This is a genomic window from Massilia sp. (assembly GCF_032106685.1).
Lineage (GTDB): Bacteria > Pseudomonadota > Gammaproteobacteria > Burkholderiales > Burkholderiaceae_D > Telluria.
This window is the reverse complement of the sequence record NZ_DAMCPG010000007.1, coordinates 138,945-158,184: the sequence shown is the minus strand read 5'-3', so window position 1 is coordinate 158,184 and position 19,240 is coordinate 138,945. Positions and strand designations below refer to the sequence as shown.

General features: G+C 65.9%; 15 protein-coding genes. 8 read left to right on the top strand and 7 right to left on the bottom strand.

The genetic code is table 11. The features are described 5' to 3' along the window. Nucleotides 1-150: 150 nt before the first annotated feature. From lpdA to aceE, 3 genes are all read right to left on the bottom strand, one after another. Nucleotides 151-2,007, bottom strand: coding sequence for a dihydrolipoyl dehydrogenase (lpdA, locus tag RT688_RS06880; RefSeq protein WP_313704100.1), 1,857 nt, complete (start codon nt 2,005-2,007; stop codon nt 151-153). A 12-nt stretch (nt 2,008-2,019) separates the two neighbouring features. Beyond that, the gene (aceF, locus tag RT688_RS06875) at nt 2,020-3,666 is read right to left on the bottom strand and encodes a dihydrolipoyllysine-residue acetyltransferase (protein WP_313704099.1); all 1,647 of its coding nucleotides are present in this window, start codon (nt 3,664-3,666) and stop codon (nt 2,020-2,022) included. A 75-nt stretch (nt 3,667-3,741) separates the two neighbouring features. Next, nucleotides 3,742-6,438, bottom strand: coding sequence for a pyruvate dehydrogenase (acetyl-transferring), homodimeric type (gene aceE, locus RT688_RS06870; RefSeq protein ID WP_313704098.1), 2,697 nt, complete (start codon nt 6,436-6,438; stop codon nt 3,742-3,744). Nucleotides 6,439-6,912: 474 nt separating this feature from the next. Between aceE and folD the strand changes: the two genes are divergently transcribed. The 5 genes from folD (at nt 6,913) to RT688_RS06845 (ending at nt 12,249) form a co-directional block, all read left to right on the top strand. Continuing rightward, a complete protein-coding gene (folD, locus tag RT688_RS06865) occupies nt 6,913-7,821 on the top strand; it encodes a bifunctional methylenetetrahydrofolate dehydrogenase/methenyltetrahydrofolate cyclohydrolase FolD (RefSeq protein ID WP_313704097.1) in 909 nt (302 codons plus the stop codon). Nucleotides 7,822-7,888: 67 nt separating this feature from the next. Next, nucleotides 7,889-9,973, top strand: coding sequence for a M3 family metallopeptidase (locus tag RT688_RS06860; RefSeq protein WP_313704096.1), 2,085 nt, complete (start codon nt 7,889-7,891; stop codon nt 9,971-9,973). Nucleotides 9,974-10,054: 81 nt separating this feature from the next. Beyond that, nucleotides 10,055-10,480, top strand: a complete 426-nt coding sequence (locus RT688_RS06855; protein ID WP_313704095.1) for a DNA polymerase III subunit chi — start codon at nt 10,055-10,057, stop codon at nt 10,478-10,480. Then, nucleotides 10,477-10,809: a hypothetical protein gene (locus RT688_RS06850; RefSeq protein ID WP_313704094.1), complete on the top strand. Its 333-nt coding sequence runs from the start codon at nt 10,477-10,479 to the stop codon at nt 10,807-10,809. Before RT688_RS06855 ends, RT688_RS06850 begins: the two co-directional genes overlap by 4 nt. A gap of 303 nt (nt 10,810-11,112) precedes the next feature. Continuing rightward, entirely contained in the window at nt 11,113-12,249 is a 1,137-nt protein-coding gene (locus RT688_RS06845) for a branched-chain amino acid ABC transporter substrate-binding protein (protein WP_313704093.1), read from the top strand. Between the two features lie 222 nt (nt 12,250-12,471). Here RT688_RS06845 and RT688_RS06840 read toward each other — a convergent pair whose 3' ends face one another. Next, on the bottom strand, nt 12,472-12,780 hold the full coding sequence (locus RT688_RS06840; protein ID WP_312551878.1) for a c-type cytochrome: 309 nt from the start codon (nt 12,778-12,780) through the stop codon (nt 12,472-12,474). A gap of 178 nt (nt 12,781-12,958) precedes the next feature. Between RT688_RS06840 and RT688_RS06835 the strand changes: the two genes are divergently transcribed. Continuing rightward, nucleotides 12,959-13,183 carry a TIGR04438 family Trp-rich protein gene (locus tag RT688_RS06835; protein ID WP_313704092.1) on the top strand — a complete coding sequence of 75 codons (225 nt, stop codon included), beginning with the start codon at nt 12,959-12,961 and terminating at the stop codon, nt 13,181-13,183. A 115-nt stretch (nt 13,184-13,298) separates the two neighbouring features. Here the strand turns inward: RT688_RS06835 and ilvD are convergent, their stop codons facing one another. Next, nucleotides 13,299-14,984, bottom strand: coding sequence for a dihydroxy-acid dehydratase (ilvD, locus tag RT688_RS06830; protein ID WP_313704091.1), 1,686 nt, complete (start codon nt 14,982-14,984; stop codon nt 13,299-13,301). A 125-nt stretch (nt 14,985-15,109) separates the two neighbouring features. Here ilvD and RT688_RS06825 point away from each other — a divergent pair, with 125 nt between their 5' ends. Together RT688_RS06825 and lgt are read left to right on the top strand one after the other, a co-directional pair. Continuing rightward, on the top strand, nt 15,110-16,000 hold the full coding sequence (locus tag RT688_RS06825) for a LysR family transcriptional regulator (RefSeq protein WP_313704090.1): 891 nt from the start codon (nt 15,110-15,112) through the stop codon (nt 15,998-16,000). Between the two features lies 1 nt (nt 16,001). Further along, entirely contained in the window at nt 16,002-16,835 is an 834-nt protein-coding gene (gene lgt / locus RT688_RS06820; RefSeq protein WP_313704089.1) for a prolipoprotein diacylglyceryl transferase, read from the top strand. A 143-nt stretch (nt 16,836-16,978) separates the two neighbouring features. Here the strand turns inward: lgt and RT688_RS06815 are convergent, their stop codons facing one another. Further along, nucleotides 16,979-17,782, bottom strand: a complete 804-nt coding sequence (locus tag RT688_RS06815) for a sulfite exporter TauE/SafE family protein (protein WP_313704088.1) — start codon at nt 17,780-17,782, stop codon at nt 16,979-16,981. 156 nt (nt 17,783-17,938) lie between these two features. Continuing rightward, nucleotides 17,939-19,168, bottom strand: a complete 1,230-nt coding sequence (senA, locus tag RT688_RS06810; RefSeq protein ID WP_313704087.1) for a selenoneine synthase SenA — start codon at nt 19,166-19,168, stop codon at nt 17,939-17,941. Nucleotides 19,169-19,240 lie beyond the last annotated feature (72 nt).

The following is a 19,240-nucleotide window of genomic DNA, read 5'->3' as shown; positions in this document are numbered from 1 at the left end:
CCTCGTCGCTGGTCTGGATACATACTCAGACCACGCCGCAGCTCGGCAGTTCAATCAAACCAACAGGTAACGGTGACAGCGCCACGAAAAAAAACGGGACCATCCGGTCCCGTTTTCCTTGCCAGTGCGACGTTGCCGCCTGGCTGCCGATCAGCGCTTGCGCGGCGGCGGCAAGTCGGTGCAGACGCCCTTGTAGACCTCCGCCGCCATGCCGATCGACTCGCCCAGGGTCGGGTGCGGGTGGATGGTCTTGCCGATGTCCACGCCGTCCGCGCCCATCTCGATGGCCAGCGCGATCTCGCCGATCATGTCGCCGGCGCTGGTGCCGACGATGGTGCCGCCGATGATGCGGTGGGTTTCGGCGTCGAACAGCAGCTTGGTGAAGCCTTCCGCGCGGCCGTTGGCCACCGCGCGGCCCGAGGCGGCCCACGGGAAGTGGCCCTTCTCGACCGCGATGCCCTTCTGCTTGGCTTCGTCCTCGGTCAGGCCGACCCATGCCACTTCCGGATCGGTGTAGGCCACCGACGGGATCACCTTGGCGTCGAAGAATGCCTTCTCGCCGTGGGCGGCTTCGGCCGCGACGTGGGCTTCATGCACGGCCTTGTGCGCCAGCATCGGCTGGCCCACCAGGTCGCCGATGGCGAAGATGTGCGGCACGTTGGTGCGCATCTGGCCGTCGACCGGGATGAAGCCGCGGTCGGTGACCGCCACGCCGGCCTTGTCGGCGGCGATCTTCTTGCCGTTCGGGCTGCGGCCCACGGCCACCAGCACCAGGTCGTAGACCTGCGGCGCGGGCGCTGCCACGCCTGCCTCGGCCGACTCGAAGGTCACCTTGATCCCTTCCGGCAGCGCTTCCACGCCGACCGTCTTGGTCTTCAACATGATGTTGTCGAAGCGGTGGGCGTTGAACTTCTGCCAGACCTTGACGGCCTCGCGGTCCGCGCCCTGCATCAGGCCGTCCATCATCTCGACCACGTCGATGCGCGCACCCAGGGTCGAGTACACGGTCGCCATTTCCAGGCCGATGATGCCGCCGCCGATGACCAGCATGCGCTTGGGCACCTGGCGCAGTTCCAGCGCGCCGGTCGAGTCGACGATGCGCGGATCTTCCGGCACGAAGGGCAGCTTCACGACCGCGGAACCGGCGGCGATGATCGCTTTCGCGAACTTCACGACCTTCTTCGCGCCGTCCGGGCCGGTAACTTCGATGTGGTTCGGGCTGAGGAACTGGCCCACGCCCTGCACCACGTTGACCTTGCGCGCCTTGGCCATGCCGGCCAGGCCGCCGGTCATGGTCTTGATGACCTTGTCCTTGTAGGCGCGCAGCTTGTCGATGTCCACGTCCGGCTTGGCGAAGGAGACGCCAAGGTCGGCCATGTGCGCGGTCTCGTCCATGATGTGCGCCACGTGCAGCAGCGCCTTCGACGGGATGCAGCCCACGTTCAGGCAGACGCCGCCGAGGGTGGCGTACTTCTCGACCAGCACCGTGTTCATGCCGAGGTCGGCCGAACGGAAGGCGGCCGAGTAGCCGCCGGGGCCGGCGCCCAGCACCATCATGTCGCATTCGACGTCGACCTGGCCGCTGTAGCTGGCCGCGTTCGGGGCGGACACGGCGTTCGGTGCGGCGGCGTCGGCTTTATGGGCCGGCGCGTAGGAATCGGTCGGGGCTGCGGCCGCGGTCGGCGCCACGGCTTGCGCGCCGATCTGGGCGGCAGGCGCAGCCGATGCGGCCGGCTTGGCTTCGGCAGCCGGAGCCGCAGCACCCGCACCGCTTTCCTCGACGGTCAGCAGCAGCGAACCTTCGTTCACCTTGTCGCCGACCTTGACCTTCAGTTCCTGCACCACGCCGGCGTGGGTCGACGGAATCTCCATCGAGGCCTTGTCCGACTCGACGGTGACCAGCGACTGGTCGACCTTGATCGTGTCGCCCGGCTTGACCATCAGTTCGATGATCTCGACGTCCTTGAAGTCGCCGATGTTCGGGACCTTTACTTCAACAGTACTCATGCTCGGCGCTCCTTACAGAAGGGTCTTGCGCAGGTCGGCCAGGACGTCGGCCAGGTAGGCGGCGAAGCGCGCGGCGCCGGCGCCGTCGATCACGCGGTGGTCGTACGACAGCGACAGCGGCAGCATCAGGCGCGGCTGGAAGGCCGAGCCGTCCCAGACCGGCTTCATCGCCGACTTCGACAGGCCGAGGATCGCGACTTCCGGTGCGTTGATGATCGGCGTAAAGGCGGTGCCGCCGATGCCGCCCAGCGACGAGATGGTGAAGGTCGCGCCCTGCATGTTCGCCGGCGAGAGCTTGCCTTCGCGCGCCTGGCTTGATAGTTCGCCCATTTCGACGGCGATCTGCGAGATGGTCTTCTTGTCGGCATCCTTCACGACCGGGACCACCAGGCCGTTCGGGGTGTCGGCGGCGAAGCCGATGTTGTAGTACTGCTTGACGATCAGGCTGGCGCCGTCTTCCGACAGCGACGAGTTAAATTGCGGGAACTTCTTCAGCGCGGCGACCGACGCCTTGATGACGAAGGCCAGCATGGTCAGCTTGACGCTTGATTTCTGCTTGGCCAGCGCCGCGTTCGAATCGACGCGGAACTGCTCCAGGTCGGTGACGTCGGCGTCCTCGAAGTGGGTCACGTGCGGGATCATGACCCAGTTGCGGTGCAGGTTCGGACCGGAGATCTTCTTGATGCGCGGCAGGGCCACGGTTTCGGTCGGACCGAACTTCGAGAAGTCCAGCGACGGCCATGGCAGCACGTCCAGGCCGACGCCCGAACCGCCTTTCGCAGGCGCCGCGGCGGCCTGCGGCGCGGCCATCACGCCCTTGACGAAGTTCTGCACGTCCTGCTGGGTGATGCGGCCTTTCGGGCCGGTGCCCGGCACGCGCGCCAGGTCGACGCCCAGTTCGCGGGCGAACTTGCGGATCGACGGCGAGGCGTGGGCTTTCGAGCCGGTGACGCCCTGGGCTGGCGCGGCTGCCGGCGCGGGCGCGGCGGCAGGGGTAGCAGCAGGTGCGGCAGCAGGGGCCGATGGTGCGGCGGCGGCAGGCGCCGGAGCCGGAGCAGCAGGTGCAGCGGCTGCGCCGCCAGTCGACTCGACCAGCAGCACCAGCGAACCCTTGGCGACCTTGTCGCCGACCTTGACCTTCACTTCCTTGACGGTGCCGGCGTGGCTGGACGGGATCTCCATGCTCGCCTTGTCCGATTCGACGGTGATCAGGGACTGGTCGACCTTGATCTGGTCGCCCGGCTTGACCATCAGTTCGATGACTTCGACTTCCTTGAAGTCGCCGATGTCCGGCACGGTGACTTCGACGATGCCGCCAGCGGCCGCAGGGGCAGCGGCAGGCGCAGGGGCGGCTTCAGCGGCCGGTGCTGCGGCTGGCGCCGGCGCTGCGGCAGCAGCCGGCGCAGGCGCGGCGGCGTCGCCGGCTTCCTCGAGCAGCAGCACGAGCGAACCTTCGGCAACCTTGTCGCCGACCTTGACTTTGACTTCCTTGACCACGCCGGCATGGCTCGACGGGATTTCCATCGATGCCTTGTCCGATTCGACGGTCACGAGCGACTGGTCGACCTTGATCGTGTCGCCCGGCTTGACCATCAGCTCGATGACCTCGACTTCCTTGAAGTCGCCGATGTCAGGGACTTTGACTTCCACAATGCTCATAGTGTTAGCTCCGTTATTTTTGATATGGGTGCACCGGCATGCGCCAGCCACAGGGACTGGCGCACACCATGAGCATTACTGGGTCACCGGATTCGGCTTGTTGGCGTCGATGCCGTACTTGGCGATCGCCTGGGCCACGACGGCCTTGTCGATCTTGCCTTCGTCGGCCAGCGCGCGCAGGGCGGCGACGGTGACGTAGTAGCGGTTCACCTCGAAGAACTCGCGCAGCTTGACACGCGAATCCGAGCGGCCGAAGCCGTCGGTGCCCAGCACTTTATAGGTGCGGTCCTTCGGCATGTAGGCGCGGATCTGCTCGGCGAACATGCGCATGTAGTCGGTGGTCGCGACGATCGGGCCGGTGGTGTTTTGCATCAGCGAGGTCACGTAAGGCACGCGCTGCTCGGCATCCGGATTCACCATGTTCCAGCGCTCGGCATCCTGGCCGTCACGGGCCAGCAGCGTCAGCGACGGCGCGGACCAGATGTCGGCGGCGACGCCCCAGTCGTTCTTCAGCAGCTCGGCGGCGAAGATCGATTCGCGCAGGATGGTGCCGCAGCCGATCAGCTGGACGCGCATCGAGGCTTTCTTGTCGCCCTCCTGGAACAGGTACATGCCCTTCAGGATGCCCTCTTCCTGGCCTGGCTTGAGGCCCGGCTGCTCGTAGTTCTCGTTCATGATGGTGATGTAGTAGAACACGTCTTCCTGTTCTTCGACCATGCGGCGCAGGCCGTCACGGATGATCACCGCCACCTCGTGGCCAAAGGTCGGGTCGTACGGCAGGCAGTTCGGGACGGTCGCCGCGATGATGTGGCTGTGGCCGTCCTCGTGCTGCAGGCCTTCACCGTTCAGCGTGGTGCGGCCGGCGGTGCCGCCCATCAGGAAGCCGCGCGCACGGATGTCGCCCGCCAGCCAGACCAGGTCGCCCACGCGCTGCATGCCGAACATCGAGTAGAACGTGTAGAACGGGATCATGGTGCGGTTGTTCGACGAGTACGAGGTCGCCGCGGCGATCCACGAGCTCATGCCGCCCGCTTCGTTGATGCCTTCCTGCAGGATCTGGCCGGCCTTGTCTTCGCGGTAGTACATGACCTGGTCCTTGTCGACCGGTTCGTACAGCTGGCCCTGCTGGTTGAAGATGCCGATCTGGCGGAACAGGCCTTCCATGCCGAAGGTACGCGATTCGTCGACCAGGATCGGGACGATGCGCTGGCCCAGGCTCTGGTCCTTCAAGAGGCTGGTCAGCACGCGCACGTAGGACTGGGTGGTCGAGATCTCGCGGCCCGGCGCGGTCGGCTCGAGCACGGCCTTGAACGACTCCAGCGGCGGCACGACCAGGGCTTCGTCGGCCTTCGAGCGGCGCTGCGGCAGGTAGCCGCCGAGGGCCTGGCGGCGCTCGTGCAGGTACTTCATTTCAGGCGCGTCGTCGGACGGCTTGAAGAACGGGATCTCGGCCAGCTTGTCGTCCGGGATCGGGATGTTGAAGCGGTCGCGCATTTCGCGGATCGCTTCGTCATCGAGCTTCTTGGTCTGGTGCGCGGTGTTGCGCGCCTCGCCCGACTTGCCCATGCCGAAGCCCTTGACGGTCTTCACCAGCAGCACGGTCGGCGAACCCTTGTTCTCCTGCGCGTTCTTGAAGGCGGCGTAGATCTTGTGCGGGTCGTGGCCGCCGCGGGTCAGGCGCCAGATGTCGTCGTCGCTCATGTTGGCGACCATCTTCAGCAGCTCGGGGTGCTTGCCGAAGAAGTGCTTGCGCACGTAGGCGCCATCCTTGGCCTTGTAGTTCTGGTATTCGCCGTCGACGGTTTCCATCATCACGCGCTGCAGGATGCCGTCCTTGTCTTTCGACAGCAGGGCATCCCACTGCGAGCCCCAGATGACCTTGACGACGTTCCAGCCGGCGCCGCGGAAGTCCGCTTCCAGTTCCTGGATGATCTTGCCGTTGCCGCGCACCGGGCCGTCCAGGCGCTGCAGGTTGCAGTTGACGACCATGACCAGGTTGTCGAGACGCTCGCGCGCGGCCATGCCGATCGCGCCCATCGATTCCGGCTCGTCCATCTCGCCGTCGCCGCAGAAGACCCAGACCTTGCGGTTGTCGGTCTTGGCGATGCCGCGCGCGTGCAGGTACTTCAGGAAGCGCGCCTGGTAGATCGCCATCAGCGGGCCGAGGCCCATCGACACGGTCGGGAACTGCCAGAAGTCCGGCATCAGTTTCGGGTGCGGATACGAAGACAGGCCCTTGCCGTCGACTTCGCGGCGGAAGTTCAGCAGCTGGTCTTCGCTCAGGCGGCCCTCCAGGAAGGCGCGCGCGTAGATGCCGGGCGAGCTGTGGCCCTGGATGTAGAGCAGGTCGCCGCCGTGCTCTTCGGTCGGAGCGTGCCAGAAGTGGTTGAAGCCGATGCCCAGCATGTTCGCCAGCGAGGCGAAGGAGGAGATGTGGCCGCCCAGGTCGCCGTCGGCGCGGTTGGCCTTGACCACCATCGCCATCGCGTTCCAGCGCATCCACGAGCGCAGGCGCTCTTCGTATTCGAGGTTGCCCGGGCAGTTCACGTTCAGGTGGGCCGGGATCGTGTTCACGTAGGCGGTGTTGCTCGAGAACGGGATGTGGGCGCCGCGGCGGCGCGCCAGGTCGACCAGGCGCTCCATCAGGTAGTGGGCGCGCTCGGTACCTTCGTTTTCGATGACCGCCTCGAGCGCGTCGAGCCATTCCTTGGTCTCGAGGGCGTCCGGGTCATTGGCGGCCTGGGCCGTCAATTGATCGAGTTGAGCTGACATATCAGTGCGTCTCCTTGGTTTGTGCCCCACCCCGATCCCCAGATCGCCGGCGGCGGATTTGATGAACAGTAAACATGAAATTAAGCCGTGCGATTCTACCAGTGCACTTAGGCTTTTTCAAATTACGATATTTCGTTTCATAATATGGAATTACCAATGCAAGACGGGTTTCGTAGGGTGGGTTCTTGAACCCACGCGGTATGAACGCATGCATCATCGCGCCGCAACCGCCGGCCCGTGAATGCGATCAGGCCGTTGTCATGTAACGCGATAACGCATCGTTTCGACCGCGTGGGTTCAAGGACCCACCCTACACCCTATACGGCGTGGACACAGATGCCTGTCGTGGCCAAGTCCACCCTACGAAAGCCATCAGCTCTCCCATCGGTAAATATGACAACGAAGCGCGCAGCGCGGCGCGCGATACCCGTGCCGGCCTTATAATTTCATCTTTGTCCAGTGATGAGCCCCACCATGCCAGCCCAACTGATCGACGGAGTCAAACTTTCCCAACAACTGCGCGCCGATATCGCCGAGCGCGCGGCCAAACTCGCCGCTGCCGGCCAGCAGCCGGGCCTGGCCGTGATCCTGGTCGGCGAAGACCCGGCCAGCCAGGTCTACGTGCGCAACAAGGTCAAGGCCTGCGGCGACGTCGGTTTTCATTCGGTGCTGGAAAAGTACGACGCCGACCTGACCGAGGCTGCCCTGCTGGCGCGCATCGCCGCCCTGAACGAGGACCCGAGCATCCACGGCATCCTGGTGCAGATGCCCCTGCCCAAGCACATCAACCCGAGCAAGGTCATCGAGGCGATCGCCACAAGCAAGGACGTCGACGGCTACTCGGTGCTGTCGGCCGGCGAACTGGTCGCCAACCTGCCGGGCTTCCGCCCCTGCACGCCCTACGGCTGCATGAAGCTGATCGAATCGACCGGCTACGACCTGCGCGGCAAGCATGCGGTCGTCATCGGCCGCTCGAACACCGTCGGCAAGCCAATGGCCCTGCTGCTCTTGCAAGCCAACGCCACCGTCACCATCTGCCATAGCGCAACGCCGGACCTGGGCTACCACACCCGCCAGGCCGACGTGATCGTCGCCGCCGTCGGCCGCCGCAACACCGTCACCGCCGACATGGTCAAGCCGGGCGCGATCGTGATCGACGTCGGCATGAACCGCGACGACGCCGGCAAGCTGTGCGGCGACGTCGACTTTGCCGGCGTCAGCGAAGTGGCCGCCCACATCACGCCGGTGCCGGGCGGTGTCGGTCCGATGACGATCACCATGCTCCTGATGAATACCGTCGAGTCCGCGGAGCGCGTGCTCGGCAAGCGCCAGGAACAGTTGGCCCAGGCCACGGGCATGGATCCGAAACCGGGCGTTGCATAATGTAAATCAGCTCGAACGAGCGGAATCGCTCCAGCGAGCGATTCCGGAACCCCTAGGAAGGAACACCATGAGCATTGACACCAGTAATCCCCTTCTCGATTTCTCGGGCCTGCCGCGCTTCGACCTGTTCCGTCCGGAACACGTCACGCCAGCCATCGAGCAACTGATCAAGGAAGCCACCGAGGTGGTGGCCAAGCTCGAAGCGCCGAGCGACAACGTGACCTGGGACAATTTCGTGGTGCCGCTGGAAGAAGCGACCGAACGCCTGGGCCGCGCCTGGGGCATCGTCAACCACCTGAACCACGTGGCCGACACGCCCGAGCTGCGCGCCGCCTACAACGAGAACCAGCCGAAGGTCACCGAGTTCTGGACCATCCTGGGTCAGAACGAGCTTCTCTTCGACAAGTACAAGGCGATCCGCGCGAATCCGGACTTCGTCAACCTGTCGCCGGCCAGGAAGCGCATCGTCGAGAACGCCCTGCGCGACTTCCGCCTGGGCGGCGCCGAACTGCCCGCCGACAAGAAAGAACGCTTCGCCGCGATCCAGGAACAGCACGCGGCCATTTCCACCCGCTTCTCTGAAAACGTGCTCGACGCCACCAACGACTACAAGCTGGTCGTCGAGAACGAAAGCGAACTGGCCGGCATCCCCGACGACGTGAAGGCCGCCGCGCGCGCCGCGGCCGAACGCGAAGGCAAGGCCGGCTGGCAATTCACCCTGCATTTCCCGTCCTACTTCCCGGTACTGCAGTTCGCCGACAACCGCGCCCTGCGCGAAACGATCTACCGCGCCAGCGCCACCAAGGCGTCGGACGCCGGCACCGTGTTCAGCGAACTGGAAAAGTGGGACAACACCGGGAACATTGCCACCCTGCTCAAGCTGCGCGACGAGGAAGCCAAGCTGCTCGACTACCGCAACTTCGCGGAAGTGTCGCTGGTGCCGAAGATGGCCGAAAGCCCGGAGCACGTGATCGGCTTCCTCGAAGACCTGGCGCGCCGCGCCCGTCCCTTCGCCGAAAAGGACCTGCTTGAGCTGCGCGCTTTCGCGAAAGACGAGCTCGGGATCGATGACATGCAGGCCTGGGACGTGGCCTATGCCTCGGAAAAGCTGCGCGAGAAGCGCTATGCCTTCTCGGCCCACGAAGTGAAGGAATACTTCCCCGAACACAAGGTGATCGAAGGCCTGTTCAAGGTCGTGCAAAATTTGTTCTCGGTGCAGATCCAGCCGGACGATGCGCCGGTCTGGCACCCGGACGTGCGCTTCTACCGCATCGAGCGCGACGGCGAGCTGGTCGGCCAGTTCTATTTTGATCTGTACGCGCGTGCCGGCAAGGGCCAGGGCGCGTGGATGGACGACGCGCGCGGACGCCGCACCACCACCGGTGGCATCATCCAGACCCCGGTCGCCTATCTGACCTGCAACTTCACCCCGCCCGCCACGGTGGACGGCAAGCTGCAGCCCTCGCTGTTCACGCACGACGAAGTCACGACCCTGTTCCACGAATTCGGCCACGGCCTGCACCACATGCTGACCGAAGTCGAAGAGCTGTCGGTGTCGGGCATCTCGGGCGTCGAGTGGGATGCGGTCGAGCTGCCTTCGCAGTTCATGGAAAACTTCTGCTGGGAGTGGGACGTGCTGCAAGGCATGACCGCCCACGTGAAGACGGGCGAACCGCTGCCGCGCGCGCTCTACGAGAAGATGTTGGCGGCGAAGAACTTCCAGTCGGGCATGCAGACCCTGCGCCAGGTGGAATTCTCGCTGATCGACATGCATCTGCACTACGACTTCGACCCGAACAGCCAGCAGACCGTGCAGGAACTGATCGACGACGTGCGCCAGAAGTTCGCGGTCCTGATCCCGCCGTCCTTCAACCGCTTCCAGCACTCCTTCGGCCACATCTTCGCGGGCGGCTATGCGGCCGGCTACTACAGCTACAAGTGGGCCGAGGTACTGTCCGCCGACGCGTATGCGGCGTTCGAAGAGGCGGTCGAAGCCGGTGGCGGCGAGATCTCGGTCGAGACCGGGCGCCGCTTCCAGCGCGAAATCCTGGCGGTCGGCGGCTCGCGTCCGGCGCTCGAATCGTTCAAGGCCTTCCGCGGCCGCGAACCTTCGATCGACGCCCTGCTGCGCCATAACGGCATGAACGGCTGAGCCAGGCCTAGTCAGCAATAAACCACGGCCCGCCCACGGTTGAACACCGTTGGCGGGCCGTTCGCATTACAATCCTGAACCATGACCCGGATCGACTTCCATACCAACATTCCCGACAAACTGAGCTACGCCTGCCGCCTGGCGCGCAAGGCCTGGTCGACGCGCGCCAAGCTCGTGCTGCTGGCCGAGGACGCGGCCCAGGCCGCCGCCCTGAACGACGCCCTGTGGACCTTGTCGGAAACGGATTTCATCCCGCATGTGCTGGCCGGCGACCCGCTGGCGGAGCAGACGCCGATCATCGTCACCGACCGCGAGGACGTGGCATTGCCGCACTACGAGATGCTGGTGAACCTGACGCGGCGCACGCCCGGCACGTTTGCCCAGTTCGCCCGCGTGTTCGAGATCATCTCCACCGACGAGCAGGATGCCGCCGCCGGCCGCCAGCGCTACGTCGCGTACAAAAAGCAGTCCTACCCGTTGACCCACTTCGTCGCAGGACAATCATGAGCCAGAACCCGGCCTTCGATAGCAGCATTCCCGTGTTGACCGAGGTTGTGCTCGACCCCCTGGTGCTGGAACCGGTGCCGGGATCGGGGCCGGCCGAGTCCGCGGCGCCGGCCGCCGAGCCCGCCCCCGTGCAGGAAGCGGCGCCGGACTGGGACGAACTCGAACGCCGGATCGCCGAGCGTGTCGTGCAGCAGCTGCAATCCCAGATCGACGCCGTCGTGCGCGGCGCACTGGCCGCGACCAACGAGCAGATCCGCCAAGGCGTGCGCCAGGCGGTCGAGCAGGTCGTGGCGCAGCAGGTGGCGGCGGTGCAGTTCGGGCAGAAATAGGTGGCGTAGGGTGGGGTCTCGACCCCACCGACCGCTGCCGACGCCTACTCGATGCGCCGGCTCCCGCCCGGCGCGCCGCGTCCCACGCCTTTTGCACGCGATTCGACCTCCCAAACGTACAACCGCGTGGGGTCGAGACCCCACCCTACCGAAAACCGGCTCCTGCCGTGGTGCCTCGCCATTGGCCCTCTTTTCCCGCTTTCCCCCGCCCGATTTTTGTTGTACCTTTTTCTCTGCATTAACCCGTAACCGGCGCACGCTGGCGGTCTAGCGCAATGGCGCCATCCCCACTTTGGAGAACACATGACCACCAAGCTCATCCTCCTGGCCGCCGCGCTGGCCGCCGCCGGGACCGCCGCCGCCCAGCAAGTCGTGAAGATCGGCCACGTCAGCCCGACCTCGGGCCCGGTCGCCCACCTCGGCAAGGACATGGAAAACGCGGCGCGCCTGGCGATCGACGACCTCAACGCCAAGGGCCTTACCCTGGGCGGCCAGAAAGTCACCTTCCAGCTCGTCGCCGAGGACGACGCCTCCGATCCGAAACAGGGCACGGCCGTGGCCCAGAAACTGGTCGACGCGAAGGTCAAGGGCGTGGTCGGCCACCTGAACTCGGGCACCTCGATTCCGGCGTCGAAAATCTACAACGAGGCCGGCATCCCGCAGATCTCGCCGGCCACCACGGCGCCGCAGTACACGCGCCAGCGCTTCCCCGGGACGTTCCGCGTGGTCGCCGACGACAGCAAGCTCGGCGGCACGCTGGCCAGGTATGCGGTCGACACCCTGAAGGCGAAGAACATCGCCGTCATCGACGACCGCACCACCTATGGCCAGGGCGTGGCGACCGAGTTCGTCAAGGGCGCCAAGGGGCCGGGCGTGAAGATCGTCGGCAAGGAGTTCACCAGCGCCACCGCGACCGACTACACCGCGATCCTGACCTCGATCCGCGCGAAGAAGCCCGACCTGGTGTTCTTCGGCGGCATGGACGCGGTCGGCGGGCCGATGCTCAAGCAGATGAAGAACCTGGGCATCACGGCCCGCTTCATGGGGGGCGACGGCGTCTGCACCGACGCGCTGGGCCGGCTCGCGGGCGACGCCGTCGGTATCGAAGGCAAGGTGATCTGCGCCGAGGCCGGGGGCGTGACTGGCGCGGAACAGGAAAAAACCATGGCCGACTTCCGCGCCCGCTTCAGGCAAAAGACCGGCAAGGACGTGCAGCTCTACGCACCCTACGTGTACGACGCGGTGATGGTGATGGCCAGCGCGATGCAGAAGGCCGGCTCGGCCGAACCGTCGAAATACCTGCCCGAACTGAAGAAGATCGCCTACCGCGGCGTGACCGGCGACATCCGCTTCGACGCCAAGGGCGACATCGAGAACGGCGCGCTGACCCTGTTCACCTACAAGGATGGGAAGAAGGCGAAACTGGATGTGATCCGTTGAGTTGTTGCCGGCGCGACGTAGGGTGGGCACTCCGTGCCCACGCGGTGATCGTTAGCAGCAAGATCGCCGCGTCCGGTATCGGAGCCGCCAACCATCACCGCGTGGGCAGCGCAGGCGCCACGATATATCACCCGGCCCGGGTCGAGCTGCCCACCCTACGTTCTGCGCCAACAATAAAAAAGCGCGCCACCAGGGCGCGCTTTTCGCGAGATTCGACGCGGATTACTTGGTGGCCAGCACCCATTTCACCAGGCTGCGCGCTTCGGCTTCGCTCACCTGCGGATTGGCCGGCATCGGGACCGGACCCCAGGCGCCCGAACCGCCTTTCATGACCTTCTGCACCAGTTTGTCTTCGGCGCCCTTCTGGCCGGCGTATTTGGCGGCAACGTCCTTGTAGGCCGGGCCGACCAGCTTGGTCGCCGCGGCGTGGCAAGCCATGCAGTTTTTCGCCTTTGCCAGGTCGGCTTGCGCGAATGCGCTCGAGGATGCGAGGGCCGACAACACTACGCACAACATCAAGGACCGTTTCATCTAAGACTCTCCATGGTTAACTAATTGCATTCTACCGCGTTTCCCAGCAAGGACATGCTGTGGTCACACTCTGTAACGACGCTTACGTTTTGATGCCGAGGCATTTCCACCACACATGAGCATTTTGCCACAGAGCATCGAAATCTTTGTAAGATGCTGGGATCCTGGAGAAATGACCATGCCCCTGATCCTGTTGATTGCCGCCCTGGTGGGCTTGCGCTTTTTTGAAGTGTGGCGCTTCGCCGAACTGTCCTGGTGGTGGATCGTCGGCCTGATGGTCTTCGCCTTCGTCTGGTTCGAGTACGTCGAAAAGCTGCTCGGCTGGGACAAGAAGAAGGCCCATGACGAGGACGAGAAGCGGCGCCGGGCGCGGGTGAAGAAGTCGTTCGACCAGCGCAAATGAACACCGGGGAGCGTTTTATCCTTCCCGATGCATTCGCCCGGAGCCGGCTTCGCCACAACGCGCCCGTGCGTTGAACGCGTGGACGGCATAGCCGTCCACCCTAAGCTCCTTTCGCTCAACCGGTCACGGCGCCCTTGCTTGCACTCGACGCCAGCGCCGCGAACTTGGCCAGCACCCCGCGCGTATAACACGGCGCCGGACGGGTCCAGGCGGCGCGGCGGCGGGCGATTTCGTCTTCCGGCACGTTCAGTTGAATGAGCAGCTGGTTGGCGTCGATCGTCACCGAATCCCCTTCCCGCACCAGCGCAATCGTCCCGCCCTCGAAGGCTTCCGGCGCCACGTGGCCGACCACCATGCCCCAGGTGCCGCCCGAGAAGCGGCCGTCGGTGATCAATCCCACCGATTCGCCCAGGCCCTTGCCGATCAGCGCGCCGGTCGGCGCCAGCATTTCCGGCATGCCCGGCCCGCCCTTCGGGCCCAGGTAGCGCAGCACCAGCACGTCGCCCGGCTGGATGCGGTTGCCGAGGATCGCGTCCATCGCCGTGTATTCGTCGTCGAACACGCGCGCAGGACCCGTGATGGCCGGATTCTTCAGGCCGCTGATCTTGGCCACCGCCCCTTCCGGCGACAGGTTGCCCTTCAGGATCGCCAGGTGGCCCTGGGCATACAAGGCCTGGTCGATGGGGCGGATCACGTCCTGGCCGGCGCGCGGTGTCGAAGGCACGTCGGCCAGTTCCTCGGCCAGGGTGCGCCCGGTGATGGTGACGCAGTCGCCGTGCAGCAGGCCGGCCTCGAGCAGGATCTTCATCACCTGCGGCACGCCGCCGGCATGGTGCAGGTCGGTCGCGACGTACTGGCCGGACGGTTTCAGGTTGCAGATGACGGGCACGCGCAGGCGCACGCGCTCGAAGTCGTCGAGCGTCCATTCGACCTCGGCGGCGTGGGCAATCGCCAGGTAGTGCAGCACGGCGTTGGTCGAGCCGCCAGTGGCCATGATCAACGACACCGCGTTCTCGATCGATCGGCGGGTGATGATGTCGCGCGGCTTCAGGTCGCGCTTCACCGCCTCGACCAGCACGCGCGCCGACTCGGCCGCCGAACCGACCTTTTCGTCGTCGGGATTGGCCATCGTCGACGAATACAGCAGCGACATGCCGAGCGCCTCGAACGAGGACGACATGGTGTTGGCCGTGTACATGCCGCCGCAGGAGCCCGACGATGGGCAGGCGTTCCTCTCGATGCCGTCGAAGTCTTCCTGGCTCATGCGCCCGGCCGTGAATTCGCCGACCGCCTCGAAGGCCGAGACAATCGTCAGGTCCTTGCCTTTCCAGTGGCCCGGCTTGATGGTGCCGCCGTAGACGTAGATCCCCGGCACGTTCGCGCGCGCCAGGGCGATCATCCCGCCCGGCATGTTCTTGTCGCAGCCGCCGATGACGACCACGCCGTCCATCCATTGGCCGTTGACGCAGGTCTCGATGCAGTCGGCGATGACTTCGCGCGAGATCAGCGAGAATTTCATGCCCTCGGTGCCCATCGACATGCCGTCGGAAATGGTCGGGGTACCGAACACCTGCGGGTTGGCGCCGGCTTCCTTGATGGCGGCGATGGCGACGTCGGCCAGCTTCTGCAGGCCGGCATTGCAGGGCGTGATCGTCGAGTGACCATTGGCCACGCCGATCATCGGCTTGTCGAAATCTTCCTTCTGGTAACCCATCGCGTAGTACATCGAGCGATTCGGGGCGCGGGCGACACCTTCGGTGACGTTGCGGGAGCGGCGGTTGTAGCGTGGCTTCTCGGGCATGGTGGCCTCCTTGAACACGTCTTGCGAGCATGCCTTGCGCGCCACGCGGCGTCAAATGTAAGATTTGCCGGGCTGTGATATGACAGGCATATCAATGATGACTAAATCCATGGAAACGCATATCGATGAATCTTGAACTGCGCCAGCTGCGCTACTTCGTGACGGTGGCCGAAGAGCTGCATTTCGGCCGCGCCGCCACGCGCCTGCACATGACCCAGCCGCCGCTGTCGCAGGCGATCGCGGCGCTGGAGGACAACCTGGGCGCGCCGCTGTTCCTGCGCACCCGGCGCCAGGTCGCGTTGACGCCGGCCGGCGCCGCCCTGCTGCCCGAGGCGCGGCGCCTGCTCGATCAGGCCGCAGGCATTCCGGAACTGGTGCGCCGCGCGGCCGCCGGGGAATCCGGACGACTGGCCTTGTCCTTCGTCACGCCGGCCGACTACAGCGTGCTGCCGCCGCTGCTGCGCGACTACAGCGCGGCCTTTCCGAAGGTCGAGCTGGTGCTGCGGGAAGCGACGACCGACGTCCAGGTCGATGACTTGCTGCACGGACGCATCGATGCCGGCCTCCTGATCCCGCCGCTGCCGGACAAGGCCCGCGACCTGCTCGACTACGCCAGCGTGCTCGAGGAACCGCTGGTGCTGTGCGCCCCAGGCGGGGTGCTGCCGGACGACGGCAAGCCGGTCGACCTGCGCACGCTTCCTCCGCTGCCGCTGATCGTCTTCCCGCGCAAGAGCGCGCCCAGCCTGTACGACGCCATCCTCGGCTGCTTCCGCGACGCCGGCCTGACGCCGGCCATCGGCCAGGAAGCGATCCAGATGCAGACCATCGTCAGCCTCGTGTCCGCGGGCATGGGCTTGGCACTTGTGCCACAATCCGTGTCGAACCTGTTGCGCCCCGGCGTAGAATACCGTGCCCTTGCCAACCCGACACCGCTGGTCGAACTCGGCTTGGCCTGGCGGCGCGACAACGCTTCTCCGGTGCTGCGGGGCTTTTTGGAATTACTGAGGAAGACATAATATGCTGGTACACCCGAATCCGGACCCGATCGCGTTCTCGATCGGCCCCGTGGACATCCACTGGTACGGCCTGATGTACGTGCTCGCGTTCGCGATGTTCATCATCCTGGGACGCGTGCGCATCAAGCAGCCGCACATCGCCGCGCAAGGCTGGAAGAACGAGGACCTGGACGACATGCTGTTCTACGGCATGCTCGGCGTCGTGCTCGGCGGCCGCCTGGGCGAAGTGCTGTTCTACCAGCCGGGCTATTTCTTCGCCAACCCGCTCGAAATCTTCAAGGTCTGGAAGGGCGGCATGTCCTTCCACGGCGGCTTCCTGGGCGTGCTGATCGCCATGGCCCTGTGGGCCCGCAAATCGAAACGCAACATCCTCGACGTCTACGACTTCATCGCCCCGATGGTCCCGCTCGGCTACGCCGCCGGCCGCCTGGGCAACTTCATCAACCACGAACTGCCGGGCCGGGTTGCCGACGCCAGCCTGCCGTGGGCGATGCGCTGGCCGAATCCCGACGGCATCGGCTATCTCGACACCCTGCGCCACCCGTCGCCGCTCTACCAGATGCTAATCGACGGCATCCTGGTGTTCCTGATCCTGTGGCCCTACGCGCGCAAGGCGCGCCCGCGCCTGGCCGTCGGCGCCATGTTCACCCTGCTCTACGGCTGCGCGCGCTTCTTCACCGAATGGTTCCGCGTGCCGGACTGGGAAACCACGGTGATGGGACTGCCGATCACCTCGGGCCAGGTGCTGTCGCTGCCGATGATCGTCGCGGCGCTGGTCATGCTGGCCTGGGCGTATTCGTCGAAGGATGGACGTAGGGTGGTCGGCTCCACCTGATCGCGTGAGCAGACTGCGGCTTGCGCGCCGCCCACGCGTTCAACCAGCGGATGAGCAGCTGCACGAGCATTCAAGCGTGCGTTGAACGCGTGGACGGCGGCGCAGCCACAAGCCGTTCATACGCACGGGCGCAGCCGTCCACCCTACGAGGCCGCCTTCCAGAACATGTAGGCCGCCAGCGCGTACAGGATCACCGCGAACACTTTCTGCAAACGCCGCACCGGCATCCGGTGCGCGGTCCGCGCGCCGACCGGCGCCATCGCCACGCTGGCAGCGACGATAATCAACAGCGCCGGTACGTAGATGAAGCCCAGCGAATAGTCGGGCAGGCCCGGTTCGCCCCAGCCATAGAACACGTTCGCCAGCGTGCCGGCAAAGGCGATCGGGAACCCGAGCGCGGCGCTGGTGGCGACCGCGTTGTGGATGCGCACGTTACACCAGGTCATGAAGGGCACCGAGACGAAGCCACCGCCCGCCCCCACCAGCCCCGCCAGGATGCCGATCACGCCGCCCGCCGCGAACATGCCGGGCGCCTTCGGTAAATCGCGCGCCGCCGCCGGCTTCTTGTTCACCAGCATTTGCGTGGCCGAGAAAGCGACGAAGGCGCCGAAGAAGAAGGACAGCATCGACGTATTCATCTGCTTGCCGATCCAGGGCCCGATGGTCGAGCCGACCAGGATGCCGGGCGCCAGCAATTTCACGATGTCCCAGCGCACCGCGCCATGCTTGTGGTGCGCGCGCACCGAGGACAGCGAGGTGAACATGATGGTGCCGAGCGAGGTCGCGATCGCCATGTGCACCACCAGTTCGTGCGGCACCTGGCGCGCGTCGAGGATCATGGTGATGAAGGGCACCAGGATCATGCCGCCGCCGATGCCGAGCAGGCCGGCGGCGAATCCGCCGAAGCAGCCCATGGCCAGCAGGGCCAGGATCAGCAGCGGGTCCATGCCGCCTCCCTGCCGGTGCGGGTGGACGGGTGCGCGCCGCTGCGCGGCGCAGCGGGGGACGGCGAAGAGAGGACTGGCATCGACAACATCATGGCCTTTCGAACATGCAAGAAATGCATACTAGTCGATGGCCCGCGAATTGTCGAAGCGGCCGGCTCAGGCGGCACAGGTGCGAAAGCCGACGAAGATGTCGTCGCGGCCGGGCAGGTAGAAGTTGCGGAAGTGCGCAGAATGCAGGCGCGCCGGCGTGGCGAAGGACGCGCCGCGCACGGACTGGCAAGCGCCGAACGACGGCGCCGAATACTCGCGGTAGCGGTCCGGGACGAAACCCGCATACGGTTGGAAGCGCGATGCCGTCCATTCCCACAGGCCGCCCCAGGCAAAGCCGGGCCGGCCGGCCTGCGCCGCATACTCCCACTCTTCTTCCAGCGGCAGGCGCCGCCCCGCCCAGCGGCAATAGGCCTCGGCCTCGTGCAGGCTGACGTGACGCACCGGCTCGGCCGGATCGAGCGCCATCCGGGCGCCGAAGCGCACGGTGCTCCAGCCCGCTCCTTCCGGCTGCCAATAACGTGGCGCCGCGCGCTGCTGCGTCCTCAGCCAGGCGCGTCCGGCCTCGCTCCAGTGCCCTTCCTGCCGGTAGCCGCCATCCTCGACGAAGGCGAGGTAGGCCGCGTTCGACACCAGCCCGGCGTCGATCGCGAACGGCGCGACCTGGCAAGGCGCCACCTGCCGTTCGTTGTCGAACACGAAGCCGCGGGCCTGCTCCCCGCCGCGCAGGAAGCTGGCAGCATCGAATGCGATGTCGCCGGCTGAGCGGGCTTCCCCGCCGCGCGCGGCGGCATCCGCGAATCCGGCGGGGGCCGGCGCGCCCAGCGTCTGCAAGGTGTACAGCAGGGCTTCGCCATGCATGTCCTCGTGCGCGAGGGCCAGGCGCCAGGGATACAGCGCAGCGTCGTCGTCCGGCGCGTCGTCCGGCGCGTCGTCCTGCATGCGCGCCAGGCGCTCCAGCATCCGGTCCAGCACCTCGCGGCAATACGATTGGATCGCGCCTGGCGCGGGCAGGCCCAGCGCCCAGCGCGTGTCGTGGGCCACCGCGTTCGAGTCGAACCAGTCGTCGCCGTGCGGTAGCAAGGACTGGCCGATGGCTTCGCCCGGCGCGCTGCCGGTGGCTGCGCGCAGGACGTACCATTCCGCGAACCAGGCGACGTGCCCCAGTTCCCACAGTGGTGGATTCAGGATGGCAAGGCGCGGCACCCGCGCCACACTGTCGTAGCCGGCCGCCGCCAGCGCGTCGAACAGGGCCAGCGTGCGCCGGCGCGCATCGCGCAGGGCGGCGTCGAGCGCGCGCGGTCCCATTCGCCGGAACGATGCATGGTCTTCTGTCATGCAGCCATTGTACGGGCAAGTACGCATGCCCCCGCGCCCGACGCGCCGCTTGCAAAGCGCCCGCCATCGGTG

Coding starts and splice junctions, on each gene's coding strand:
- RT688_RS06815 (WP_313704088.1), bottom strand. CDS start 17,782: ATGGACCCGCTGCTGATCCTGGCCCTGCTGGCCATGGGCTGCTTCGGC.
- RT688_RS06840 (WP_312551878.1), bottom strand. CDS start 12,780: ATGAAACGGTCCTTGATGTTGTGCGTAGTGTTGTCGGCCCTCGCATCC.
- RT688_RS06835 (WP_313704092.1), top strand. CDS start 12,959: ATGCCCCTGATCCTGTTGATTGCCGCCCTGGTGGGCTTGCGCTTTTTT.
- RT688_RS06845 (WP_313704093.1), top strand. CDS start 11,113: ATGACCACCAAGCTCATCCTCCTGGCCGCCGCGCTGGCCGCCGCCGGG.
- aceF (WP_313704099.1), bottom strand. CDS start 3,666: ATGAGCATTGTGGAAGTCAAAGTCCCTGACATCGGCGACTTCAAGGAA.
- RT688_RS06855 (WP_313704095.1), top strand. CDS start 10,055: ATGACCCGGATCGACTTCCATACCAACATTCCCGACAAACTGAGCTAC.
- lpdA (WP_313704100.1), bottom strand. CDS start 2,007: ATGAGTACTGTTGAAGTAAAGGTCCCGAACATCGGCGACTTCAAGGAC.
- senA (WP_313704087.1), bottom strand. CDS start 19,168: ATGACAGAAGACCATGCATCGTTCCGGCGAATGGGACCGCGCGCGCTC.
- folD (WP_313704097.1), top strand. CDS start 6,913: ATGCCAGCCCAACTGATCGACGGAGTCAAACTTTCCCAACAACTGCGC.
- RT688_RS06850 (WP_313704094.1), top strand. CDS start 10,477: ATGAGCCAGAACCCGGCCTTCGATAGCAGCATTCCCGTGTTGACCGAG.
- ilvD (WP_313704091.1), bottom strand. CDS start 14,984: ATGCCCGAGAAGCCACGCTACAACCGCCGCTCCCGCAACGTCACCGAA.
- RT688_RS06860 (WP_313704096.1), top strand. CDS start 7,889: ATGAGCATTGACACCAGTAATCCCCTTCTCGATTTCTCGGGCCTGCCG.
- lgt (WP_313704089.1), top strand. CDS start 16,002: ATGCTGGTACACCCGAATCCGGACCCGATCGCGTTCTCGATCGGCCCC.
- aceE (WP_313704098.1), bottom strand. CDS start 6,438: ATGTCAGCTCAACTCGATCAATTGACGGCCCAGGCCGCCAATGACCCG.
- RT688_RS06825 (WP_313704090.1), top strand. CDS start 15,110: ATGAATCTTGAACTGCGCCAGCTGCGCTACTTCGTGACGGTGGCCGAA.